Annotated in this window: 20 protein-coding genes and 1 other RNA gene; 10 read left to right on the top strand and 11 right to left on the bottom strand. The window is 44.6% G+C overall.

The window, feature by feature from the left end; genetic code table 11:
* Window positions 1–270: 270 nt before the first annotated feature.
* The gene (nadB, locus tag AB6E51_RS17270) at window positions 271–1,887 is read left to right on the top strand and encodes an L-aspartate oxidase (RefSeq protein ID WP_017059049.1); all 1,617 of its coding nucleotides are present in this window, start codon (window positions 271–273) and stop codon (window positions 1,885–1,887) included.
* A gap of 135 nt (window positions 1,888–2,022) precedes the next feature.
* Here nadB and AB6E51_RS17275 read toward each other — a convergent pair whose 3' ends face one another.
* A complete protein-coding gene (locus tag AB6E51_RS17275; RefSeq protein WP_324295273.1) occupies window positions 2,023–2,442 on the bottom strand; it encodes a protein YgfX in 420 nt (139 codons plus the stop codon).
* Window positions 2,390–2,650 carry a succinate dehydrogenase assembly factor 2 gene (locus AB6E51_RS17280; RefSeq protein WP_004735374.1) on the bottom strand — a complete coding sequence of 87 codons (261 nt, stop codon included), beginning with the start codon at window positions 2,648–2,650 and terminating at the stop codon, window positions 2,390–2,392. Before AB6E51_RS17280 ends, AB6E51_RS17275 begins: the two co-directional genes overlap by 53 nt.
* 167 nt (window positions 2,651–2,817) lie before the next feature.
* Here AB6E51_RS17280 and ygfZ point away from each other — a divergent pair, with 167 nt between their 5' ends.
* The 3 genes from ygfZ to AB6E51_RS17295 all read left to right on the top strand — a co-directional run bounded on the left by ygfZ (window position 2,818) and on the right by AB6E51_RS17295 (window position 5,019).
* Window positions 2,818–3,789 carry a tRNA-modifying protein YgfZ gene (gene ygfZ, locus AB6E51_RS17285; protein WP_372057952.1) on the top strand — a complete coding sequence of 324 codons (972 nt, stop codon included), beginning with the start codon at window positions 2,818–2,820 and terminating at the stop codon, window positions 3,787–3,789.
* Between the two features lie 4 nt (window positions 3,790–3,793).
* Window positions 3,794–4,255: an aminoacyl-tRNA deacylase gene (locus AB6E51_RS17290; RefSeq protein WP_372057953.1), complete on the top strand. Its 462-nt coding sequence runs from the start codon at window positions 3,794–3,796 to the stop codon at window positions 4,253–4,255.
* A gap of 557 nt (window positions 4,256–4,812) precedes the next feature.
* Window positions 4,813–5,019 (top strand): DUF1107 domain-containing protein, encoded by a 207-nt coding sequence (locus AB6E51_RS17295; RefSeq protein WP_009847660.1) that lies wholly within the window; start codon window positions 4,813–4,815, stop codon window positions 5,017–5,019.
* A 110-nt stretch (window positions 5,020–5,129) separates the two neighbouring features.
* On the opposite strand, the gene AB6E51_RS17300 is transcribed toward AB6E51_RS17295, so the two are convergent.
* From AB6E51_RS17300 to AB6E51_RS17310, 3 genes are read right to left on the bottom strand one after another with little or no spacing between them, the layout of a single operon-like run.
* Window positions 5,130–6,353 (bottom strand): FAD-dependent 2-octaprenylphenol hydroxylase, encoded by a 1,224-nt coding sequence (locus AB6E51_RS17300; RefSeq protein ID WP_017063203.1) that lies wholly within the window; start codon window positions 6,351–6,353, stop codon window positions 5,130–5,132.
* Between the two features lie 11 nt (window positions 6,354–6,364).
* Complete coding sequence (gene ubiH / locus AB6E51_RS17305) at window positions 6,365–7,543, bottom strand: 2-octaprenyl-6-methoxyphenyl hydroxylase (protein ID WP_017059054.1); 1,179 nt, start codon at window positions 7,541–7,543, stop codon at window positions 6,365–6,367.
* A gap of 24 nt (window positions 7,544–7,567) precedes the next feature.
* Window positions 7,568–8,143, bottom strand: a complete 576-nt coding sequence (locus tag AB6E51_RS17310; protein ID WP_017059055.1) for a YecA family protein — start codon at window positions 8,141–8,143, stop codon at window positions 7,568–7,570.
* A gap of 308 nt (window positions 8,144–8,451) precedes the next feature.
* Here AB6E51_RS17310 and zapA point away from each other — a divergent pair, with 308 nt between their 5' ends.
* The 5 genes from zapA (at window position 8,452) to serA (ending at window position 11,833) form a co-directional block, all read left to right on the top strand.
* On the top strand, window positions 8,452–8,760 hold the full coding sequence (gene zapA, locus AB6E51_RS17315; RefSeq protein WP_004735366.1) for a cell division protein ZapA: 309 nt from the start codon (window positions 8,452–8,454) through the stop codon (window positions 8,758–8,760).
* 11 nt (window positions 8,761–8,771) lie between these two features.
* Window positions 8,772–8,955: non-coding RNA, 6S RNA (gene ssrS, locus AB6E51_RS17320), on the top strand.
* A 6-nt stretch (window positions 8,956–8,961) separates the two neighbouring features.
* On the top strand, window positions 8,962–9,561 hold the full coding sequence (locus tag AB6E51_RS17325) for a 5-formyltetrahydrofolate cyclo-ligase (protein WP_065584112.1): 600 nt from the start codon (window positions 8,962–8,964) through the stop codon (window positions 9,559–9,561).
* A 124-nt stretch (window positions 9,562–9,685) separates the two neighbouring features.
* Window positions 9,686–10,342 (top strand): ribose-5-phosphate isomerase RpiA, encoded by a 657-nt coding sequence (gene rpiA, locus AB6E51_RS17330; protein ID WP_017059057.1) that lies wholly within the window; start codon window positions 9,686–9,688, stop codon window positions 10,340–10,342.
* Between the two features lie 261 nt (window positions 10,343–10,603).
* The gene (gene serA / locus AB6E51_RS17335) at window positions 10,604–11,833 is read left to right on the top strand and encodes a phosphoglycerate dehydrogenase (RefSeq protein ID WP_017059058.1); all 1,230 of its coding nucleotides are present in this window, start codon (window positions 10,604–10,606) and stop codon (window positions 11,831–11,833) included.
* A gap of 112 nt (window positions 11,834–11,945) precedes the next feature.
* On the opposite strand, the gene AB6E51_RS17340 is transcribed toward serA, so the two are convergent.
* On the bottom strand, window positions 11,946–12,659 hold the full coding sequence (locus AB6E51_RS17340; protein WP_017059059.1) for an oxidative stress defense protein: 714 nt from the start codon (window positions 12,657–12,659) through the stop codon (window positions 11,946–11,948).
* A 111-nt stretch (window positions 12,660–12,770) separates the two neighbouring features.
* Entirely contained in the window at window positions 12,771–13,667 is an 897-nt protein-coding gene (locus tag AB6E51_RS17345; RefSeq protein ID WP_017068706.1) for a LysR family transcriptional regulator ArgP, read from the bottom strand.
* A gap of 142 nt (window positions 13,668–13,809) precedes the next feature.
* Between AB6E51_RS17345 and AB6E51_RS17350 the strand changes: the two genes are divergently transcribed.
* Window positions 13,810–14,439: a LysE/ArgO family amino acid transporter gene (locus tag AB6E51_RS17350; RefSeq protein WP_017059061.1), complete on the top strand. Its 630-nt coding sequence runs from the start codon at window positions 13,810–13,812 to the stop codon at window positions 14,437–14,439.
* A gap of 96 nt (window positions 14,440–14,535) precedes the next feature.
* On the opposite strand, the gene mscS is transcribed toward AB6E51_RS17350, so the two are convergent.
* The 4 genes from mscS to epd all read right to left on the bottom strand — a co-directional run bounded on the left by mscS (window position 14,536) and on the right by epd (window position 19,391).
* A complete protein-coding gene (gene mscS / locus AB6E51_RS17355) occupies window positions 14,536–15,402 on the bottom strand; it encodes a small-conductance mechanosensitive channel MscS (RefSeq protein WP_017063201.1) in 867 nt (288 codons plus the stop codon).
* Window positions 15,403–15,779: 377 nt separating this feature from the next.
* Window positions 15,780–16,856 (bottom strand): class II fructose-bisphosphate aldolase, encoded by a 1,077-nt coding sequence (fbaA, locus tag AB6E51_RS17360; RefSeq protein WP_010435694.1) that lies wholly within the window; start codon window positions 16,854–16,856, stop codon window positions 15,780–15,782.
* Window positions 16,857–17,011: 155 nt separating this feature from the next.
* Entirely contained in the window at window positions 17,012–18,175 is a 1,164-nt protein-coding gene (locus AB6E51_RS17365; RefSeq protein WP_017059064.1) for a phosphoglycerate kinase, read from the bottom strand.
* 166 nt (window positions 18,176–18,341) lie between these two features.
* Window positions 18,342–19,391, bottom strand: a complete 1,050-nt coding sequence (gene epd, locus AB6E51_RS17370; protein WP_017066020.1) for an erythrose-4-phosphate dehydrogenase — start codon at window positions 19,389–19,391, stop codon at window positions 18,342–18,344.
* Window positions 19,392–19,599: the final 208 nt, after the last annotated feature.

The raw sequence follows: 19,599 nt of genomic DNA on the forward strand, positions 1-19,599 counted from the left end.
AAAGTTCCAACTTTCTTAAAATTATTTGCCATTATTGTTTCACAATGTGATGTAATAAAAATAGCTATCCCTATCAATTTGGGGAAACTTGAGCAAAAGCAATGGTATTGAGCAATTAAATATTTCTAGATAGCTGTCTATATATTGATTTTGCATAGCGTTTAAGGATGACTCTGGAGAGATTATAACAGTCTTAGCCAAACTCCTAAAACAAGACAAAGTCAATTGAGAGTGGACAACTCGACTATAGCCCGGGATTTAATAAGTTTTATGAACGCAAACCGTGAACATCAGTGTGATGTATTAGTGGTAGGAAGTGGTGCGGCAGGCTTGTCATTAGCCTTACGCGTAGCAGAACATGCAAAAGTAATTGTATTAAGCAAAGGACCACGCAGCGAAGGATCGACGTATTACGCACAAGGTGGTATCGCCGCGGTGTTCGATGAGTCGGACAGTATTGAGTCTCATGTAGAGGATACTCAAATCGCTGGGGCTGGGTTATGCGAAGAAGATACAGTTCAATTCATTGCTGAAAATGCGAAAGAGTGTGTGCAATGGCTGATTGATGGTGGTGTTCCATTTGATAAAGATGAGAACAGCACAGAAGGCCAACCAAAATATCACCTCACTCGTGAGGGTGGCCACAGTCACCGCAGAATTCTGCACGCTGCCGATGCAACTGGCATGGCGATGCAAACCTCACTACAAGATAACGTCAACAACCACCCAAATATCGAGATCTTCGAGCGCCACAATGCGCTGGATTTGATCACGGAAGATAAGATTGGTGGTTCAAAAGACAAGGTGATCGGTGCCTACATTTGGAACCGTAACCAAGAACATGTTGAAACCGTGCGCGCTAAGTTTGTTGTATTAGCAACAGGCGGCGCTTCAAAGGTTTACCAATACACCTCTAACCCAGATGTTTCTTCAGGTGATGGTATTGCTATCGCTTGGCGTGCGGGTTGTCGTGTGGCAAACCTTGAGTTCAACCAGTTCCACCCAACTTGTTTATTCCACCCAGAAGCGCGTAACTTCCTACTAACGGAAGCACTGCGTGGTGAAGGTGCTTACTTGCGTCGTCCAGATGGTTCTCGCTTTATGAAGGACTTCGATGAGCGCGGTGAACTGGCGCCACGTGATGTGGTTGCTCGTGCAATTGACTTCGAAATGAAGCGCTTAGGTGCCGACTGTATGTATGTTGATATCAGCCACAAGCCTGAAGAATTCATCACAGCGCACTTCCCGATGATCCATACTCGCTTGATGGACTTGGGCATCGACATGACCAAAGAGCCGATCCCTATCGTACCAGCCGCTCACTACACGTGTGGTGGTGTCATGGTGAATAAGCAGGGTCAAACCGACCTAACGAACTTGTATGCGATTGGCGAAGTGAGCTACACCGGCTTACACGGTGCAAACCGAATGGCTTCTAACTCACTGCTTGAGTGTGTGGTTTACGCATGGGCAGCAGCAAAAGATATCGTTGAGAACATCGACCAATCTCAACTGTGCGCTGAACTGCCAGCATGGGATGAAAGCCAGGTCACCAACAGTGATGAAGAAGTTATCATTCAACACAACTGGCACGAACTGCGCCTATTCATGTGGGATTACATGGGCATTGTTCGAACGGATAAACGACTAGAGCGAGCATTGCGTCGCATTCAGATGCTGCAACAAGAAACTCATGAGTACTACAGCTACTTCAAGGTTTCGAATAACCTATTAGAACTGCGTAACTTGCTACAAGTGGCAGAGCTAATGGTTCGTTGTGCAATGCAACGTAAAGAGAGCCGCGGCCTCCACTACACGTTGGATTACCCTGAACTTGCAGAAGACAGTGGCCCAACGATTCTGACGCCAGAGAAACGCCAATCATAATAATTGGTTAAACGTGCTTAGCGAATTAGCCGTCAGCGGAAAATGATTAAACGAAAGGGAGCCGAGAGCTCCCTTTTCTTTTGTCTAACGCTTTCTTTTATCTAATACTTTCTTTCATCGAATAGTTTGGCTTCTCTAGCGCGCTCGTTGTAAGTTCGCCAGAAAATGGCGATATTCTCGCTCGCAACAGCTGTCCCGCCAAAGCAGTACCGAGTGCCCACATTCAAACTGCAATTTAACGAAGAACTGCGCCCAGATCTTATCAACGGACTTGAGTCGGTAAGTTCGGTCATTGAGTCGAATATCACCATCCTCTCTGTAATCAAAACGCCCATAGACACTATTTAGAATCACATGATTGTTTCTGAACAAGCGGATCATTAAAGCTAAGCAATAAAGGCTGGCGGCAAGTGGAATAGAAGACAGGACGATGAAAAACAAAAGGCACCCAAAAATAGTGCCTTTTGCAAATAATGCGGAATACGAAGGGTTAAGCTGAAGCTTAACGAACCTTGCTGAGGTTGTGTGCGACAATTTTATCAACCATTGATGCATGGCCTAGGTTTTCACTGCGTCCGTGGCCCATTACCCAAGTAAACAAATCTGGATCATCACACTCTAATAGAGAAACAAACTCGCGCTGTTCCTGCTCTTGCAATGAATCAAAACACTCTTCGAAAAATGGCATGATGACTACATCAAGTTCTAACATGCCGCGACGGCAACCCCATTTAATTCGTGCTTTCTGCTCTGCAGTGTACATTGGCTATCCTCACCTATAATTTTTCTTTCTCGGAGTGTAACAAGTCATACGCCCTGCAACTACTATGTGAGTCACAGTCCCTATCTAAGCTCACAAAAAAACCTAGGCTGACAAAGAAACAGAACCGGATTAACATAGAGCCAAATAAAATTCTTAGGAAAGATAAAATGGATTGGAAAAACACATTTCAGCCACTCGCTCATACGCAAAATGAATCGCTTCCAGAACTGATGATGACACACGTATCAGACTGGAGTGCAATTACCATGATAGGCGATGACAAAAAGTCGTACCTACAGGGTCAAGTAACGTGCGATGTCGTCACTCTTCCTAATGATGAATCCACATTAGGCGCGCACTGTGATGCAAAAGGAAAGGTATGGAGTATCTTTCGTTTGTTCCACCACAACGGTGGCTACGCACTCATGCAACCTAAATCAGCGATTGAAGTCGAGCTCGTTGAAATCAAGAAGTACGCGGTGTTCTCTAAGGTCGATATCGAGCAAACGTCTGACGTTGTTATCGGTGTGATGGGTTCGTCAGCTAATCAATACATTGATTCTATTTCAGAAAGCCAAGGTAATGTGCGTGCTATCTCTGGTGGTACAGCGGTTCAAGTTGCAGATAACCGCTGGGCTCTACTTGTGACAGAAGAAGCCGCTGAAGCCTTGGTATCAAACAGCGCTGCGGAGAAAGTATCAGAAACACTTTGGCAATATCATGAAATTCTTGATGCTCAGCCTAACCTATCGAAAGCAGAGCAAAACGAGCACATCCCTCAAGCGCTTAACCTGCAAGCGATTGGCGGTATCAGCTTTTCAAAAGGCTGTTACACAGGTCAAGAAACGGTTGCTCGTGCTAAGTACCGTGGCATGAACAAGCGTGAGATGCGCATTGTTTCAGGAACGACAGCAGAAGTATTGTCTCTAGAGAACCCAATTGAACTAGAGCGTAGCGTGGGTGAGAACTGGCGTGGCGCAGGCCGACTATTAAACGTCTATCAATTTGCTGATAACCGAGCGATTGGTTTGATGGTACTACCAAACAACCTTGATGACGATGTTCAGCTGCGACTGACCGCGCAGCCTGATCAAACATGGAATATCCTGCCACTGCCGTACAGCCTTGACGACGAGTAACCACGTGGAAACGCAGATTACACAATGGCTGGATCAACAGCAGGTGAATTATCGCCTGCTGATGCAAAGCAAGCCAACCACCAGCATTGAAGAAACTGCACAAGAGCGAGGCATCGACGCCTCTCAAATGGTGAAGTGCATCCTGCTCAAGGATATGGGCAACCAGTATGCGTTAGCCTGTACTGCTGGCGATCGCTCTGTCGACCCCAAGAAAGTACGCTCGGTACTGAATTGCCGTCGAATGACCTGCGTGTCGCTCGCTGATGTTGAAGCGATCACCGGTTTTAAAGTGGGTTGTGTTGGTCCGCTCGCTCTCAAGAGACACATGCCGATCATTTTTGATCCTTCCATTCAAAACAACTCGACCGTAACCATTAGCTCCGGCGACCGAATGGCTGGCGTTGCGCTGGATCTCAATGATCTTATGGCGCTATGTGCACCGACCGTCGCGGACATCAGTCAATGATCGTTTAGATCATGCTTCGCAAACTTCATTTTAATATTTCATTGAGTACATTTTTAGTGTGAACCTCGTCATAAGAAGAACACACCATCAATAAATAGTTACTCAAAATAAAAGCATAAGTAGTCACAAAGTTAAATTTGCGTTATTGTAAATTTACTGACTAGCTATTAAGCAAATCAGTGCAAGTGAATCCACTGAGTAACATCAGTATCCACTTTTGTGTAATGCATCTGTGACTATTCGCCCGTTTTAGACGGGCTTTTTTTTGTCCGAAATTTACAATTTGATTACACAAACAAAAAAATCCCGCCTATTCTTATACTTGTAACATTATCACTGCTTAATACTGAACAGAAAAGTTCACGGCAGTTCACTACTCAGTATTATTTTGGGGAGGAGCTCACGTAAAAATAGATATTTACTGAAGAAAGTGCTTAGAACAGCACAAATATCTAATTAACGTCAACGCTACTGCATATAACTCCATGCTTATCACAATTATTATCTCGGAGTTTTTCTATAATATGCAGGCTAGGTAAATATAAGGATAATTAAGAATGAGACTGTTTAAGCGCTATACACCGAGTATGATTGCTAAACATGTAAGTCGACTTTTCAAAGGACGAATCTACATTTACGGCGTAGGAAAATTTGAGTTTGATAACGGTAAGCTAGTGCTACCAGACCGAGCAGAAAAACGTCACTTTCAAACAGTGAAAGAAATAAATAGTGAAATCATGAAACTGCGCTGCGCGTACGCATGACCTGATTATCTACAGAATTAAAAAAAAAAGGGTTGGCATTATGCCAACCCTTTTTTCGTACCAATTTTCGTATCAATGATGATTCGATATACCACCAGAACACTATGTCATTATCGATGAGTCACTGGACGCTTAGCTAAGTCAGGAAGATTGCCAGACAAACCCAGTGCGCGCTTCATGATCTCATCTTTCGCACCCGGTAATTGGCCCGCAAGCTTCATACCAATGCCACGAATCAGCTTCTTAGCTGGGTTATCGCCTTCAAACAGATCTTTAAAGCCCTGCATTGAAGCAATCATTTTCGCCGCCTCTGCTTTTCTCCAGCGCTCGTAGCCGCGAAGATTACGCTTGGTGCCAATGTCTTCACCCGCAGACCATAGCTTTAACAGCTCTTGCGCTAGGCTTGCTGCGTCTAATAGGCCAAGGTTCACGCCCTGCCCTGCTAATGGGTGAATGGTATGAGCAGCATCACCAACCAAAGCCACACGCTCTACCGCAAAGTCACGCGCATAACGCATGCGCAGTGGGAAGGCAAAACGGTCACCAACCACTTCACATAAGCCCAGCTTTGCATCGAACTCAGCTGTTAACTGCTTGTTGAATTCAGCATCCGACATTGATACGAGGTTCTCGGCACGATTTGGTTCCGTAGACCAAACAATCGAGCTCATGTTGCTTGGTTGCATTGGTAGGAATGCCAATGGGCCTTGAGGCGTGAAGATTTGACGAGCAACGCTGTGGTGCGGCTCTGTGGTTTTGATGTTCGCGACAATCGCACTGTGTCCGTAATCCCAATGTGTTAATGGGATATCTTGCTGCTTACGAACCCAAGAGTTTGCGCCGTCTGCTCCAACAACTAACTTAGCTGTCAGTGCTTGACCATTGTCCAATGTTAACCAAGCTTCACTTTCACCAATCGCCATCGTTTTACACGTTGCGGGCATATACAGGCTGACGTTGTCTTGTTTCTTAACCTGATCAAGCAGCGCTAATTGAATCACACGGTTTTCAACGATATGACCAAGATTAGGCTGAGCCAAGCGTGTCGAGTCAAACTCAATACGAGCGAAACTGTCTTGTTCCCACACTTCCATCGCTTGATACGGTGCAGCGCGTCTTTGTTCGATACCTTGCCATGCACCTAGGTTACGAAGAATCACTTCACTAGAACGACTCAACGCGGATACACGCACATCAGGCAGCTCACTCAGCCCTTCACTAGGCGCTCTGCCTTCAATGACAGCGATTCTTAGGTCACTGTCTTTTAGGGCAGCAGCAAGCGCTAGGCCAACCATGCCACCACCAACAATCGCGATATCAACACTTTGCATCATTATTTATTACCTTATCTTTCTACTAGGCCAAGCGTATGACGCAAAAGTGGACCTTTAAGTGGTGGAAGGTTATCTATTACGGCTAACCCAAGATTACGCCCAATGCGAGCGGTCATATAATCGTTTGAGAACAGGTGAACTAGGCTTGAAGTCAACGTGATCGTTGCGTCTCGGTCTTGTTCTCTACGCTTTCTAAAGTTAACAAGACCACGGTAACGACCTACATCATCTAACTGGGTACACAACTCTTCTGCCAAGGAAGCCACATCTCGGATGCCTAGGTTAAAGCCTTGCCCCGCAATTGGGTGAAGCGTTTGAGCAGCATTACCAACAATGGCAAATCGATGAGAGATATTTTGCTGTCGGTGACGAAGAATCAGAGGGTAACTCGCGCGCTTGCCGACCTTCTCTAATCGGCCAAGTCGCCAGCCAAAGTCATTCTGCAATTGCTCAAGAAATTCATTGTCGTTTAGCGTCATCACTTTTTGTGCTTGCTCTGGTGTTAAACACCAAACCAGCGATAAACGGTTGTCACTCATAGGTAATAGAGCAACTGGCCCATGATGGGTAAAACGCTCAAATGCGCGACCTTGGTGAGGTTCACTCGCCACAATATTGGCAATCACAGCGACTTGCTCAAAGTCATGCTCACTCAATGAGATATTGAGCTGTTGGCAACAGGTTGAGATTGCACCGTCAGCAGCAACCAGTAACTTAGTGGTTACTGTTTGCCCACTTGTCAGTTCAATCGTCGTCAACGCTTCTTCACGTTCAACTTTACTAACAGACTCAGGACAAAGCATGGTAATTGCCGCTTCTGATTCAAGTTTCTGCTGATAGATTCGACCCACATCTGCTAACTCGACCACGTAGCCAAGCGCATCTACAGCAAGCTCTTCACTGTAGATGTCTGTCATTCCGGCATGCCCGCGATCCGAAACATGGATATCTTTAATCGGGGTCGCGACCGGAGCGATAGATTGCCATAAGCGCAAAGAATCCAGGATCTGCACCGTGCCATAGGACAAAGCAATCGAACGAGAATCAAACCCAGGGTGAGCTTGATGATCAACCTGATAAGGCTCCACTACCGCAATCGACAGTGAACCTTGGCTTAGGTGATTCAAAGCAAGGGCTAAGGTTGCCCCTGCCATTGCGCCACCAGCAATTACAACATCATACTGAGCCATCATAACCTCAAACCGGCCAACGAATTAATGAATGGTAGGCGCCGCATCTTCAGATGGGCGAGCACCAAATTCAGCATGAATCGTTAGTGCACACGCTTTTACGTGCTCAATAACGTGCTCTAGAAGCTGCGCTTGCTCTTCCAGATCATCTTCTTCGTCAATGCCTAGCTTAGCCATCTCTTCTAGATCAGCTAATGCTTCTTTTGTACTGTCAGACGCTTTGTTCAATTGAGCGCCAACCAAGCCTAGACCAGTAATGAAATGGTTAATCCAATCAGACACACCATCAGCCAAGTCAAATAGGCTTGCGCTTGCGTCTTCGTCAGGCAGCAACATAGACAATTCCATACCCGAACCTGTGATTTCACTGGTCGTTACTTTCAGTGTCGCTTCCGCTAGCGTTAATGCGCGATCTGGCCAACCCATGCCTTCATTGGTGTAATCGAAGATCAGTGGTTGCCAGCTTTTATCTGCAAGGCTTAAGCCTCCGCTTAACATACCCGTTAATAAACCGTGCATCTCAGCAGGGGTTACGGCTAGACTTGCCGATTGAAGTTCAGTCGCAACCGTTAGGTAGTCAGGTAAAGTAGTTTCGCTCATCAGATAGCTCGCTCAGTTATTCTTTATCTCGATAGTATAATCGTACCACTTCACCCCAATTCTGGTAAGCATCGATCCCCAGCAATTGAAGGATGACTGACTACCAATTGTTCAATTTGCTGAATTACTGTGTGCTCAAGCTCTCATTTACAAACAGTCACTCTGAAAAGCTTGAATCTTAATAGCGGTTTACCTATAGTTTCTCCCTCAGAGGAGATTGCTTCCTCATCGGTACTTGCACTTTTTCTTTCTCAAAAAATGGCGAAGGGCAACAGCCTTAAAATAGCGCGTTAAAGAGTTCATCCATCATGAGTAATCAAGCGGTAGACGTTGAAATATTAGGAAAACTGACTCGAGTGAATTGTCCACCAGGGCAAGAAGAGTCATTGATTGCAGCGGCGGCCGATCTTGATAATCGATTGAAAGAGATGGCTGAACGTACTAAGGTAACCAATGAAGTGAAGCTGCTGACTATCGCAGCTCTGAATATTTGCTACGAATTACAAACCAAGAAGTTTGAAGCAAATGATGAACAAAACGCACTGACCGAGCGAATGGAACAGCTCACGACATCACTTTCAGATGTCCTCAGTAAAGTTAAGCACGGACAGCAATAGCGTACACAAAATTTACCCTGGAGTGTTTGTCAGAGGATTCACGTCCCCGAGCCGATAAGCAATCCCTAAGGGTTAGTACTTGAGTGCTATTGAGCATGCTCGGCCCGACCGAGAAGCCTACGGTAATCATTGCTGATCCGCCTTGAACTCGCTGGTTCAAGGGCCATCTATTCTCAACGGCACTTTGGGGTATCCCTTCTTATGAAGACGCTCACACGCAGCGAATTTCGCAAACAGATCCGTATCAAACGCAATGCCTTATCTGGCGACCAACAAACTCAATCCGGTATCGACTTAGTTAAGCAGTGCATGCAGCTTGATGAAATTCAGTCTGCTCAGCATATTGCCCTCTATATCTCTATCGATGGCGAACTCGATACTCAGCCTTTAATCGAATGGTTATGGGCGCAAGGTAAGCAAACTTATTTACCAGTATTGCACCCCTTCTCTGCCGGGCACCTGCTGTTTTTACACTACTCGCCAACCACACCGACGGTCTTGAATAAGTACGGTATTGTCGAACCTCAGCTCAATCAAATGCTGGTTAAACCTTGTCAGCAACTCGACCTTATTCTTACGCCCCTTGTCGGCTTTGACTCCCATGGCCATCGTTTAGGTATGGGCGGCGGATATTACGATCGCACCTTGGCAAAGTGGTTCGAGACGGGCGAAGGTGCAGCTCCTATTGGTTTGGCTCATGATTGCCAACATGTTGATACGCTACCGATTGAAGAATGGGACATTCCGTTACCTAAAATCGTGACTCCGAGTAAAACTTGGCAATGGGAAAGCAACCATTAAAGCGCTATAATCGCGCCGCAAACGTTAACCTCGATATAGAAACGTTAACTCAATATCTAAACGTTAACTTCATCATTACGCAAACGATCAATTCAAAGCGCAAGACCTTATTCAGGAGAATGGCATGACTCAAGATGAAATGAAAAAAGCAGCTGGCTGGGCAGCACTTCAATATGTTGAAGAAGGCAGCATTGTAGGTGTAGGTACTGGCTCTACAGTAAATCACTTCATCGACGCACTAGGCACAATGAAAGACAAAATCAAAGGTGCGGTTTCAAGCTCTGTTGCTTCAACGCAGCGACTAGAAGAGCTAGAGATCAAAGTGTATGAGTGTAACGATGTCGCTAAGCTAGACATCTATGTTGATGGCGCAGATGAAATCAACCCAACTCGCGATATGATCAAAGGCGGCGGCGCTGCTTTGACTCGTGAAAAAATCGTAGCGGCTATCTCTGATAAGTTTGTGTGTATTGTTGACGGTACTAAAGCAGTTGATGTGTTGGGTAAATTCCCACTGCCTGTTGAAGTAATCCCAATGGCACGTTCATACGTGGCACGTGAGTTGGTTAAGCTTGGTGGTGACCCAGTTTACCGCGAAGGCTGCACAACCGATAACGGCAACGTGATCCTAGATGTGTACGGCATGGCGATCGAAAACCCGAAACAACTAGAAGATATCATCAATGGTATAGCTGGTGTGGTGACGGTTGGTCTGTTCGCTCACCGTGGTGCTGATGTGGTTATCACCGGCACGCCTGAAGGTGCAAAAATCGAAGAATAAATAATAGAAGATTGAGTTTTTCTGTTACTTCATTACATACGGTGCCCTAGGGCGCCGTTTTTTTTGCTTTATTGCTGTAAAATTATGTCTTATTCCGTAATTTTCTTACCCAAAACATTTTTTTTTTGTTACTTTATTGTTCAGAAGACGCACAGAGAAAACGTTTGTCTCCTAACAAAGTGGTGAATTTGTTCCCCTTTCAGCCATTTTGTAGCACGTGCGCCGCATTTGCCCAACCTTTCCATTTTAAGGACGAGAACAATGGCCAAAGTTTCACTGGAAAAAGAAAAAATTAAAATTCTACTTCTAGAAGGTCTTCACCCTTCTTCTGTAGAAGTACTGCAAGCCGCTGGTTACACAAACATTGAGTACCACAAAGGCTCGCTACCGGAAGATGAACTTCTTGAAGCAGTAAAAGATGCTCATTTCATTGGTATTCGTTCTCGCACTAATATCTCCCAAGAAGTTATTGATGCAGCTGAAAAGCTGGTTGCCGTCGGTTGTTTCTGTATTGGTACTAACCAAGTCAACCTTCAAGCAGCAGCAAAACGCGGTATCCCTGTGTTCAACGCACCGTTCTCAAACACTCGAAGCGTTGCTGAGCTCGTTCTTGGTCAGGTTCTATTGCTACTACGTGGCATTCCAGAAAAGAACGCGCTTGCACACCGTGGCATCTGGAAAAAGAGTGCCGACAACTCTTACGAAGCCCGTGGTAAGCGTTTAGGTATTATTGGCTACGGTCACATCGGTACTCAACTGGGTATTATTGCTGAAAACCTTGGCATGCGTGTTTACTTCTACGACATTGAAAACAAACTGTCTCTGGGTAACGCAACGCAAGTTCATACCATGACGGAATTACTGAACAAGTGTGACGTAATCTCTTTGCATGTACCTGAAACCAACGAAACAAAAGACATGATGGGTAAAGAAGAGTTCGAGCGCATGAAGCCTGGTTCTATCTTTATCAACGCAGCTCGTGGCACGGTAGTCGATATTCCTGCTCTGTGTGGCGCTCTGGAGTCTGGACACCTTGCAGGTGCGGCTATTGATGTTTTCCCAACAGAACCAAAAACCAATGCAGACCCGTTTGAGTCTCCATTAATGCAGTTCGATAACGTGATCCTAACGCCTCACGTGGGTGGTTCAACTCAAGAAGCACAAGAGAACATTGGTGTTGAAGTTGCTGGTAAGCTAGCGAAATACTCTGATAACGGCTCTACGCTATCAAGTGTTAACTTCCCTGAGGTATCACTACCACTGCATACTGGAACGTCTCGTTTATTACACATTCACGAAAACCGCCCAGGCATCCTAACTCAGATCAACACCATCTTCGCTGAGGAAGGGATCAACATCGCGGGTCAATACCTACAGACTGCGGCTGATATGGGTTATGTCGTTATCGATGTAGAAGCCGATCGCTCTGAAGAAGCACTGCTTAAACTGAAAGAGATCGAAGGCACAATCCGTGCTCGTCTTCTTCACTAATCATCGCACTCAAAATGCATAAAAAAGGCTCTCATCATGAGAGCCTTTTTAGCATTTGGCCTATCGTAGGTAATTAGGTCGTCATGATCCAAAACCTTCTATAGCACTGTCATTACTCTTCGATCTGGTAGATCACATTCACGCGATCACGAATGGTGATCGTTGAGTCTTCATAAGAGTTCGATTCTGTTCTTGCATCCATCGCCATTGAACGCATGAGTACTGGCTGAGAAGATTGGGCGTTGTAATCCACGCGCCATACATCACCTAACTCGCGCTCAAAACCACTCGCCAATGATTTAGCTTTTGATGTCGCATCTTTAATGGCTTCTAAGCGCGCTTGCTCTTGATACTTAGCTTGGTCGCGAACTTGCAGTTGGATGTTGTCGATCTGATTAATGCCTTCTCCAATCGCAATATCCATGTACTCATTAAGATTAGCTAGCTCAGTCACTTGAACGGTCACATTACGTGAGGCGCGGTAGCCAACCAGTTCCGGTTTGCCATCTTTCGGGTAATGATATTGAGGAGATAAATACAGGTTAGAGCTGTGTACACTCGCCTCATCAACACCAGCTTGATGTAGCTTGTTTAGAAAGCCTGTCACGACTTTATCAACGGTATTTTTAGCCTGTTCAGCAGTCATCGTCGATTCCACGACTCTCACAGAGAATGTCGCCATATCAGGTGTAGCGATCACTTCACCATAGCCTGTCGTTGAAATATGAGGAAAGGATGGAGAGTCAGCCAATGATGGAAAACTCACAGCACTCAACGCCGCAGTAAGAGTAAGAGACGTTGCTAACATCTTTGGTACAAGCTTCATTAGGTATGACCTATGCTAAACAAATGTCCTTTCATCATAGAGCAATTTATCGTTTAGCCAATCCAGAGCACACACTTCTAACAGAACTTTGACGCTGAAAAAACCAACAGTTTACTGAGGTAAGTGATTGTGAGCAAAACTCAATATTGCTTGGGATACCTCTTTTAATACTCCGCTCTCAAGCTGCCAATGGTGCCAATAGATGCGATAAGAGAGCAGAAAGCCAGGGGTAATATCAATCAGAGCACCAGACTCGAGCTCATCGATAATCTGTAATCGGGGGATCAAGCAATAGGCTACACCCGATAATGCCAAGCGCACAAATGCTTCTGAACTGCCGACTGTATGATTGATCACACTGTCTCTCGGGACGTTAAAATGATCATGCAGAAACTTCTTATGCAGATCATCGTATTGATCATAGGAAACCGCAGGTGCTTTGCTTAAGGTGGCGTAGTTTACGCCCTCTGCAAAGTAACGCTGATGAAAGTCAGGGCTAGCCACGCACACATAATCCATCCTACCGAGATAGTCAGCACTGCAGCCAGGAATCGCTTGAGACTCCAAACTGATTGCACCGGCCACCTCGCCACTTTTAATCTTTTCAATGGTTCTCGACTCACCATGAATCGCGAGGTTCAACTCGACTTGGCGAGACTTAATCACATCCGACAAAGCTGGTAGCAACCATGTCGCCAAACTATCAGCGTTGGTGGCTATGGATATCGATAGTGGTTGATTACCCTCTTCATTCATCAACTCAGGCACAAGCTCGTGCTCTAACAAACGAACACGGCGATATAAGCCCAGTAGTTTTTTACCCGCAGGCGTTGGCCTAGGCGGGCTTTCTCTCACCAAGGCTGGCTGAGCCAACCACTTTTCCAGCTGTTTGATGCGTTGAGATACCGCCGACTGGGAGATATATAACTGCTCAGCAGCCCTTTCGAAGCTACGTTGTTTTACTACAGCATCCAGTGCTTCAATCCATTTATAATCCAATCCGCGCATCAATTTGCTTCCTTTTTAAGCTAACTCATCACCACATTAGCAACTCTAATAATGGATTAAAATCATTAATTATACTTATTTAAAGGGTCAGAGTATCTTCGCCATATAGCACGTAAATATCGTTAAATAAGTGGAGGTTAAAATGAGTTTTTGGGTTTTATTACAAGGTTTTGGTCTAGGGGCAAGTATGATTATCCCTATTGGCGCTCAGAATGCGTACGTCCTAAATCAAGGGATAAAACGCAATCATCATTTAACGACAGCAACGATTTGTAGCCTGCTCGATACTCTGTTTATCTCATTAGGCATTTTTGGCGGCGGAGCGATCTTGTCGCAAAATGAATTACTGCTTACCTCAGTGACACTAGGTGGCATCGCTTTTCTGACTGTGTATGGTTTGCTCTCACTACGCAGTGCATTCAAAGTGCGCACCAGTGATGAGTCGAAAGGTGAGATATTAGCGCGTGGCAAGCGCACCGTTATTTTAGGGGCATTGGCAGTAACAGTATTAAACCCACATCTCTATTTGGATACCGTGGTAATTCTTGGATCCATTGGTGGGCAATTTGAAGGCAACGACAGAATTGCATTTGCTATGGGGACTATATTGGCTTCGTTCGTCTGGTTCTATTCTTTGTCATTAGGCGCTGCAAAACTAGGCCCGACGCTATCTAAACCTAAGGTTAAGAAAGGCATTGATATCGCAGTCGCAACCATGATGTTCGCCATAGCAACGGTGCTTACCGATGGACTTATTGAGCAATACTGGTAAATCTATTTAGCTTCATGAAACCAACAAAAAAGGCGGATAACCTAAGTTATCCGCCTTTCCTTATAAAAGCTTATAGTTATAAAAACTAACTAGGAATTAAGCTTCTACTTTATTCATGTGTACATCCATTTGCGGGAATGGAATTTCGATACCCTCGTTATCCAAGCCTTCTTTGATTGCTTGCATCAGGTCGAAATAAACATTCCAGTAGTCAGCAGTGCTAACCCATGGACGAACAACGAAGTTAACTGAAGAATCAGCAAGCGTATGAACACCAACTTGAACGCCAGGTTCTTTCAGTACACGCTCATCAGATTCACAGATCTTAGTCAGTAGCGCTTTTGTCTTCTGAAGATCAGCGTTGTAAGAAACACCAATCATTAGATCAATACGGCGCGTCGCATGACGAGAATAGTTTGTGATTGGGCTGCCGATAACGCTACCGTTAGGTACTACAACCATTTTGTTGTCTGGCGTTGTTAGAACCGTTTGGAAGATTTGAATAGAATCAACTGAACCTGCCACACCACCAATTTCCACATAGTCACCAGACTTAAATGGACGGAATGCAACGATAAGTACACCAGCAGCAAAGTTAGATAGTGAGCCTTGTAGTGCAAGACCAACGGCTAAACCAGCCGCACCAATAACAGCAACTACAGATGCCGTTTGAACACCTAAACGACCAAGTGCAGCAATTAAAACAATCACAAACAACAAGTAACGAACTAAACCATGGACGAACTCCACAACTGCTCGGTCCATTTTCTTCTTCTGAAGAACCTTAGACACGCTATTCGCTACTGCTTTAACAATAAGGTTACCAATAAATAGAATTATCAGTGCTGAAATGATATTTACGCCATATTGGATAAATAAATCTGAATTATTTGTTAACCACTGCTCTGCTTGAGACAAACCATCCACAAGTGGAGTCTCAATCGCTGTCGAACTATCAGCCATAATGTGCATCCTCTATATAATATGCTATGGGCTAAACTGCCTTAAGCCTCATTTACTCTGCAATATAATAAACAGTGTAATTACCGTTAAGTCATTGTGTTAAAAGTAAATTAAAGCCAAGTCCTTTTTATAAACTGAACCAAGTTCAGTTTTTCGGCACGATATCCTATCTTTGACAGATTGCAAAGTCATATTTATGTAAGCTTTTGAATTATTAAAACTTACCGATAAACACAAATACCGATAACTAAAAGACTACGAAATTTATTCACCGCACGCTAGGTTTTTCACATATTTAGTACAAGTTTTTATCAGATATAAAAAAACCCGCTCAATGAGCGGGTTTTTAAAACTTAAAGAGTACTTAATTCAAAGAATTATAGTACGTCTACAGCGTTAAGGTCAGCAAATGCTTTCTCTAGACGAGCAACCATTGAAGCTTGACCAGCACGTAGCCATACGCGTGGATCGTAGTACTTCTTGTTTGGAGCAGCTTCGCCAGTTGGGTTGCCGATTTGACCTTGTAGGAAATCGAAGTTGTCAGCAGAGTACTGACGGATACCGTCCCAAGTTGCCCACTGTGTATCAGTATCGATGTTCATTTTGATAACACCGTAGCCGATAGACTCTTGGATTTCTGCTTCAGAAGAACCAGAACCACCGTGGAATACGAAGTTTAGAGCGTTAGGTGCGATACCGAACTTCTCTGCACAGTATGCTTGAGAGTCACGTAGGATAGTTGGAGTAAGTACAACGTTACCAGCTTGGTAAACACCGTGTACGTTACCGAAAGATGCAGCGATAGTGAAACGTGGGCTAACAGCCATTAGTTTCTCGTAAGCGTATGCTACGTCTTCTGGAGAAGTGTAAAGCTCAGATGCGTCCATATCAGAGTTATCAACGCCGTCTTCTTCACCACCAGTACAACCAAGTTCGATCTCGATTGTCATGTTCATTTTAGCCATGCGCTCTAGGTACTTAGCACATGTTTCGATGTTCTCTTCTAGAGACTCTTCAGAAAGGTCTAGCATGTGAGAAGAGAATAGAGGCTTACCAGTTTGTGCGAAGAACTCTTCACCAGCGTCTAGTAGACCGTCGATCCATGGAAGAAGTTTCTTAGCAGCGTGGTCAGTGTGCAGGATAACTGGAACACCGTAAGCTTCAGCTACAGCGTGTACGTATTTTGCACCAGCTACAGCGCCAAGAACTTGTGCGCCTTGACCTTCAAGTTTAACGCCTTTACCTGCGAAGAATGCAGCGCCGCCGTTAGAGAACTGAACAACTACTGGAGCTTTAACTTTAGCAGCTGCTTCTAGTACTGCGTTTACAGAGTCAGTACCAACAACGTTTACAGCAGGAAGAGCAAATTTGTTTTCTTTTGCTACTTCAAATACTTTCTGTACGTCATCGCCAGAAATCACACCAGGTTTTACAAAATCGAAGATCTTAGACATGGAAATAGTCCTATTTATTCTATCGTTTTAAGATTAAAAAACTTAAGTTTAAAAACTTGCAATCGTTTGCTCACAACTTATGCCATTCTAGCAAAAAAGTGTGATATGCAGCAAACGTTAAAAGGCGAGATTCACATCTCGCCTTTCTAAATCAATTATGCTTTAGCACGCTCTTCAAGCATTGCTACTGCAGGAAGTACTTTACCTTCAACGAATTCAAGGAAAGCGCCACCGCCAGTAGAGATGTAAGAAACGTCAGCTTTGATACCGAACTTATCGATAGCTGCTAGCGTGTCACCACCACCTGCTACAGAGAAACCTGCAGACTCAGCGATTGCTTTAGAGATACCAGCTGTACCCGCTTCGAAGTTCTTGAATTCGAATACGCCTACAGGGCCGTTCCAAAGAATTGTTTTCGCGTTGCCGATGATTTCAGCTAGTGCCGCAGTTGAATCTGGACCAAGGTCGAAGATCATGTCGTCGTCTTGAACTTCAGAAACGTGCTTGATTTCAGCTTCTGCGTTTTCGTCGAATGCTTTAGCACATGCAACGTCAGTTGCTACTGGGATAGCACACTCTTTCATTAGCTTTTGAGCCGTTTCAACTAGGTCAGCTTCGTATAGAGACTTACCTACGTTGTGGCCTTCAGCAGCGATGAATGTGTTCGCGATACCACCACCAACAACAAGCTGGTCAGCAATTTTAGAAAGAGATTCTAGAACGGTTAGTTTAGTAGAAACTTTAGAACCACCAACAATAGCCACTAGTGGGCGAGCTGGGTTGTCCATTGCTTTACCAAGCGCTTCAAGCTCAGCAGCTAGAAGAGGGCCAGCACATGCTACAGGAGCGTAAGTACCAACGCCGTGTGTAGAAGCTTGAGCACGGTGAGCTGTACCGAATGCATCCATTACAAAGATGTCACATAGTGCAGCGTATTGCTTAGAAAGTGCTTCTTCGTTCTTCTTCTCGCCTTTGTTGAAACGAACGTTTTCAAGAACAACAAGTTCACCAGCGTTTAGCTCTAGGCCGTTTACGTAATCTTTAGCTAGTTTAACTTCGCAGTCTAGTGCGTCGTTTAGGTAGTTAACTACAGGAGCTAGAGAGAACTCTTCGTTGTATTCGCCTTCAGTAGGACGACCAAGGTGAGAAGTAACCATTACCTTTGCGCCAGCTTCTAGGCAAAGTTTGATAGTTGGTAGAGATGCAAGGATACGTGCATCTGAAGTTACTTTACCGTCTTTTACTGGTACGTTTAGGTCAGCACGGATAAATACGCGTTTACCTGCAAGTTCCAGGTCAGTCATCTTGATCACAGACATGATTTGTCCTCTCAAATTTAAATAAATATAAAGTTTTGGAAACTCAGCAACCCTGCTAAGCCTATAAATTATTCAACTGGTAATTCTTTCACTACCAATAATATGTGGACTCTTAGTATTTATTTCAAGCTAAAAAATAAATAATCCGCACATTTGCTTCTAGGTCTTACTTCTTGCCTTCAGAAGCTTGCATTGCAAGAACCGTATCCAGCATTCGGTTCGCAAAGCCCCATTCATTGTCACACCACACTAGCATTTTAACTAAGTGGCCGTTGCTCACTCGAGTTTGTGAACCATCAACGATTGCGCTATGGGGATCGTGATTAAAGTCGATGGAAACGAGCGGCGCTTCAGTATAGTCAACTATATTGTGTAATGTACACTGGGATGCATTAACAATGGTTTGATTTACGTCATTAACTTTCACATTTGCATTAATTGTGACACTTAAATCCATCGCTGTTACGTTTACCGTCGGCACACGCACAGATATAGCTTCAAATTTGTTGGAAAATTTCGGGAAGATTCTTTCAATACCTTTATGCAACTTGGTATCGACAGGAATGATCGATTGGCTTGCCGCTCGAGTACGACGCAAATCGCTGTGGTACGCATCGATAACTTGTTGATCATTCATTGAAGAGTGAATAGTTGTAATAGTACCGGACTCAATGCCAAAGGCGTCATCAAGAACCTTAATGATAGGAACAATACAGTTGGTGGTGCATGAACCATTGGAAACGATTCGGTGGCCCGCTTCAATGGTATCGTGATTCACACCATAGATAATGGTGTTATCGAGGTCATTGGCACCAGGGTGAGAAAACAGTACCTTTTTTGCCCCAGCAGCAATGTGCGCTAGGCCGTCATCTCGGCAACCATAAACACCGGTGCAGTCGAGAACAATATCCACTTCTAGGTCACGCCAAGGCAACAGCTCAATATCAGCAAGATGTAAGATACGAATGGTATCGAACTCACCTTTATCTTCCGCACCAATGCCGTGATGGACATAGATGTGCTCTTGATCGTTGGAGATTTTCTTGCCGAAGCGGCCGTGACTAGTGTCGTACTGCAATAGATGAGCCATAGCGTCAGGCTGAGCAAGCTCATTAACAGCTACTACTTTGATTTGTTGGCTTTTGCCACTTTCATAGACAGCGCGTAATACATTACGCCCTATTCTTCCAAATCCGTTTATCGCGACTTTTAGCATATTTCCGTACATCTAACCAAAATTTCGTGCAACAGATGATAACTGAATCCTACCCAAAAGGCATTACTTGAATAACCCCGTTTAGTTAGGACAGGTTAATCTGTTGCTTGTAGAGATAAGCCTAGAAGAAACAAATCCCAGATACAAAAAACCGAGCTCAGCGCTCGGTTTTTCCTTCATTTAACTGTTAGCACAGGCCATCAGTCAA

The sequence above is a fragment of the Vibrio sp. 10N.247.311.47 genome, assembly GCF_041467535.1.
In the GTDB taxonomy this organism is placed as follows: Bacteria; Pseudomonadota; Gammaproteobacteria; order Enterobacterales; family Vibrionaceae; genus Vibrio; species Vibrio crassostreae_C.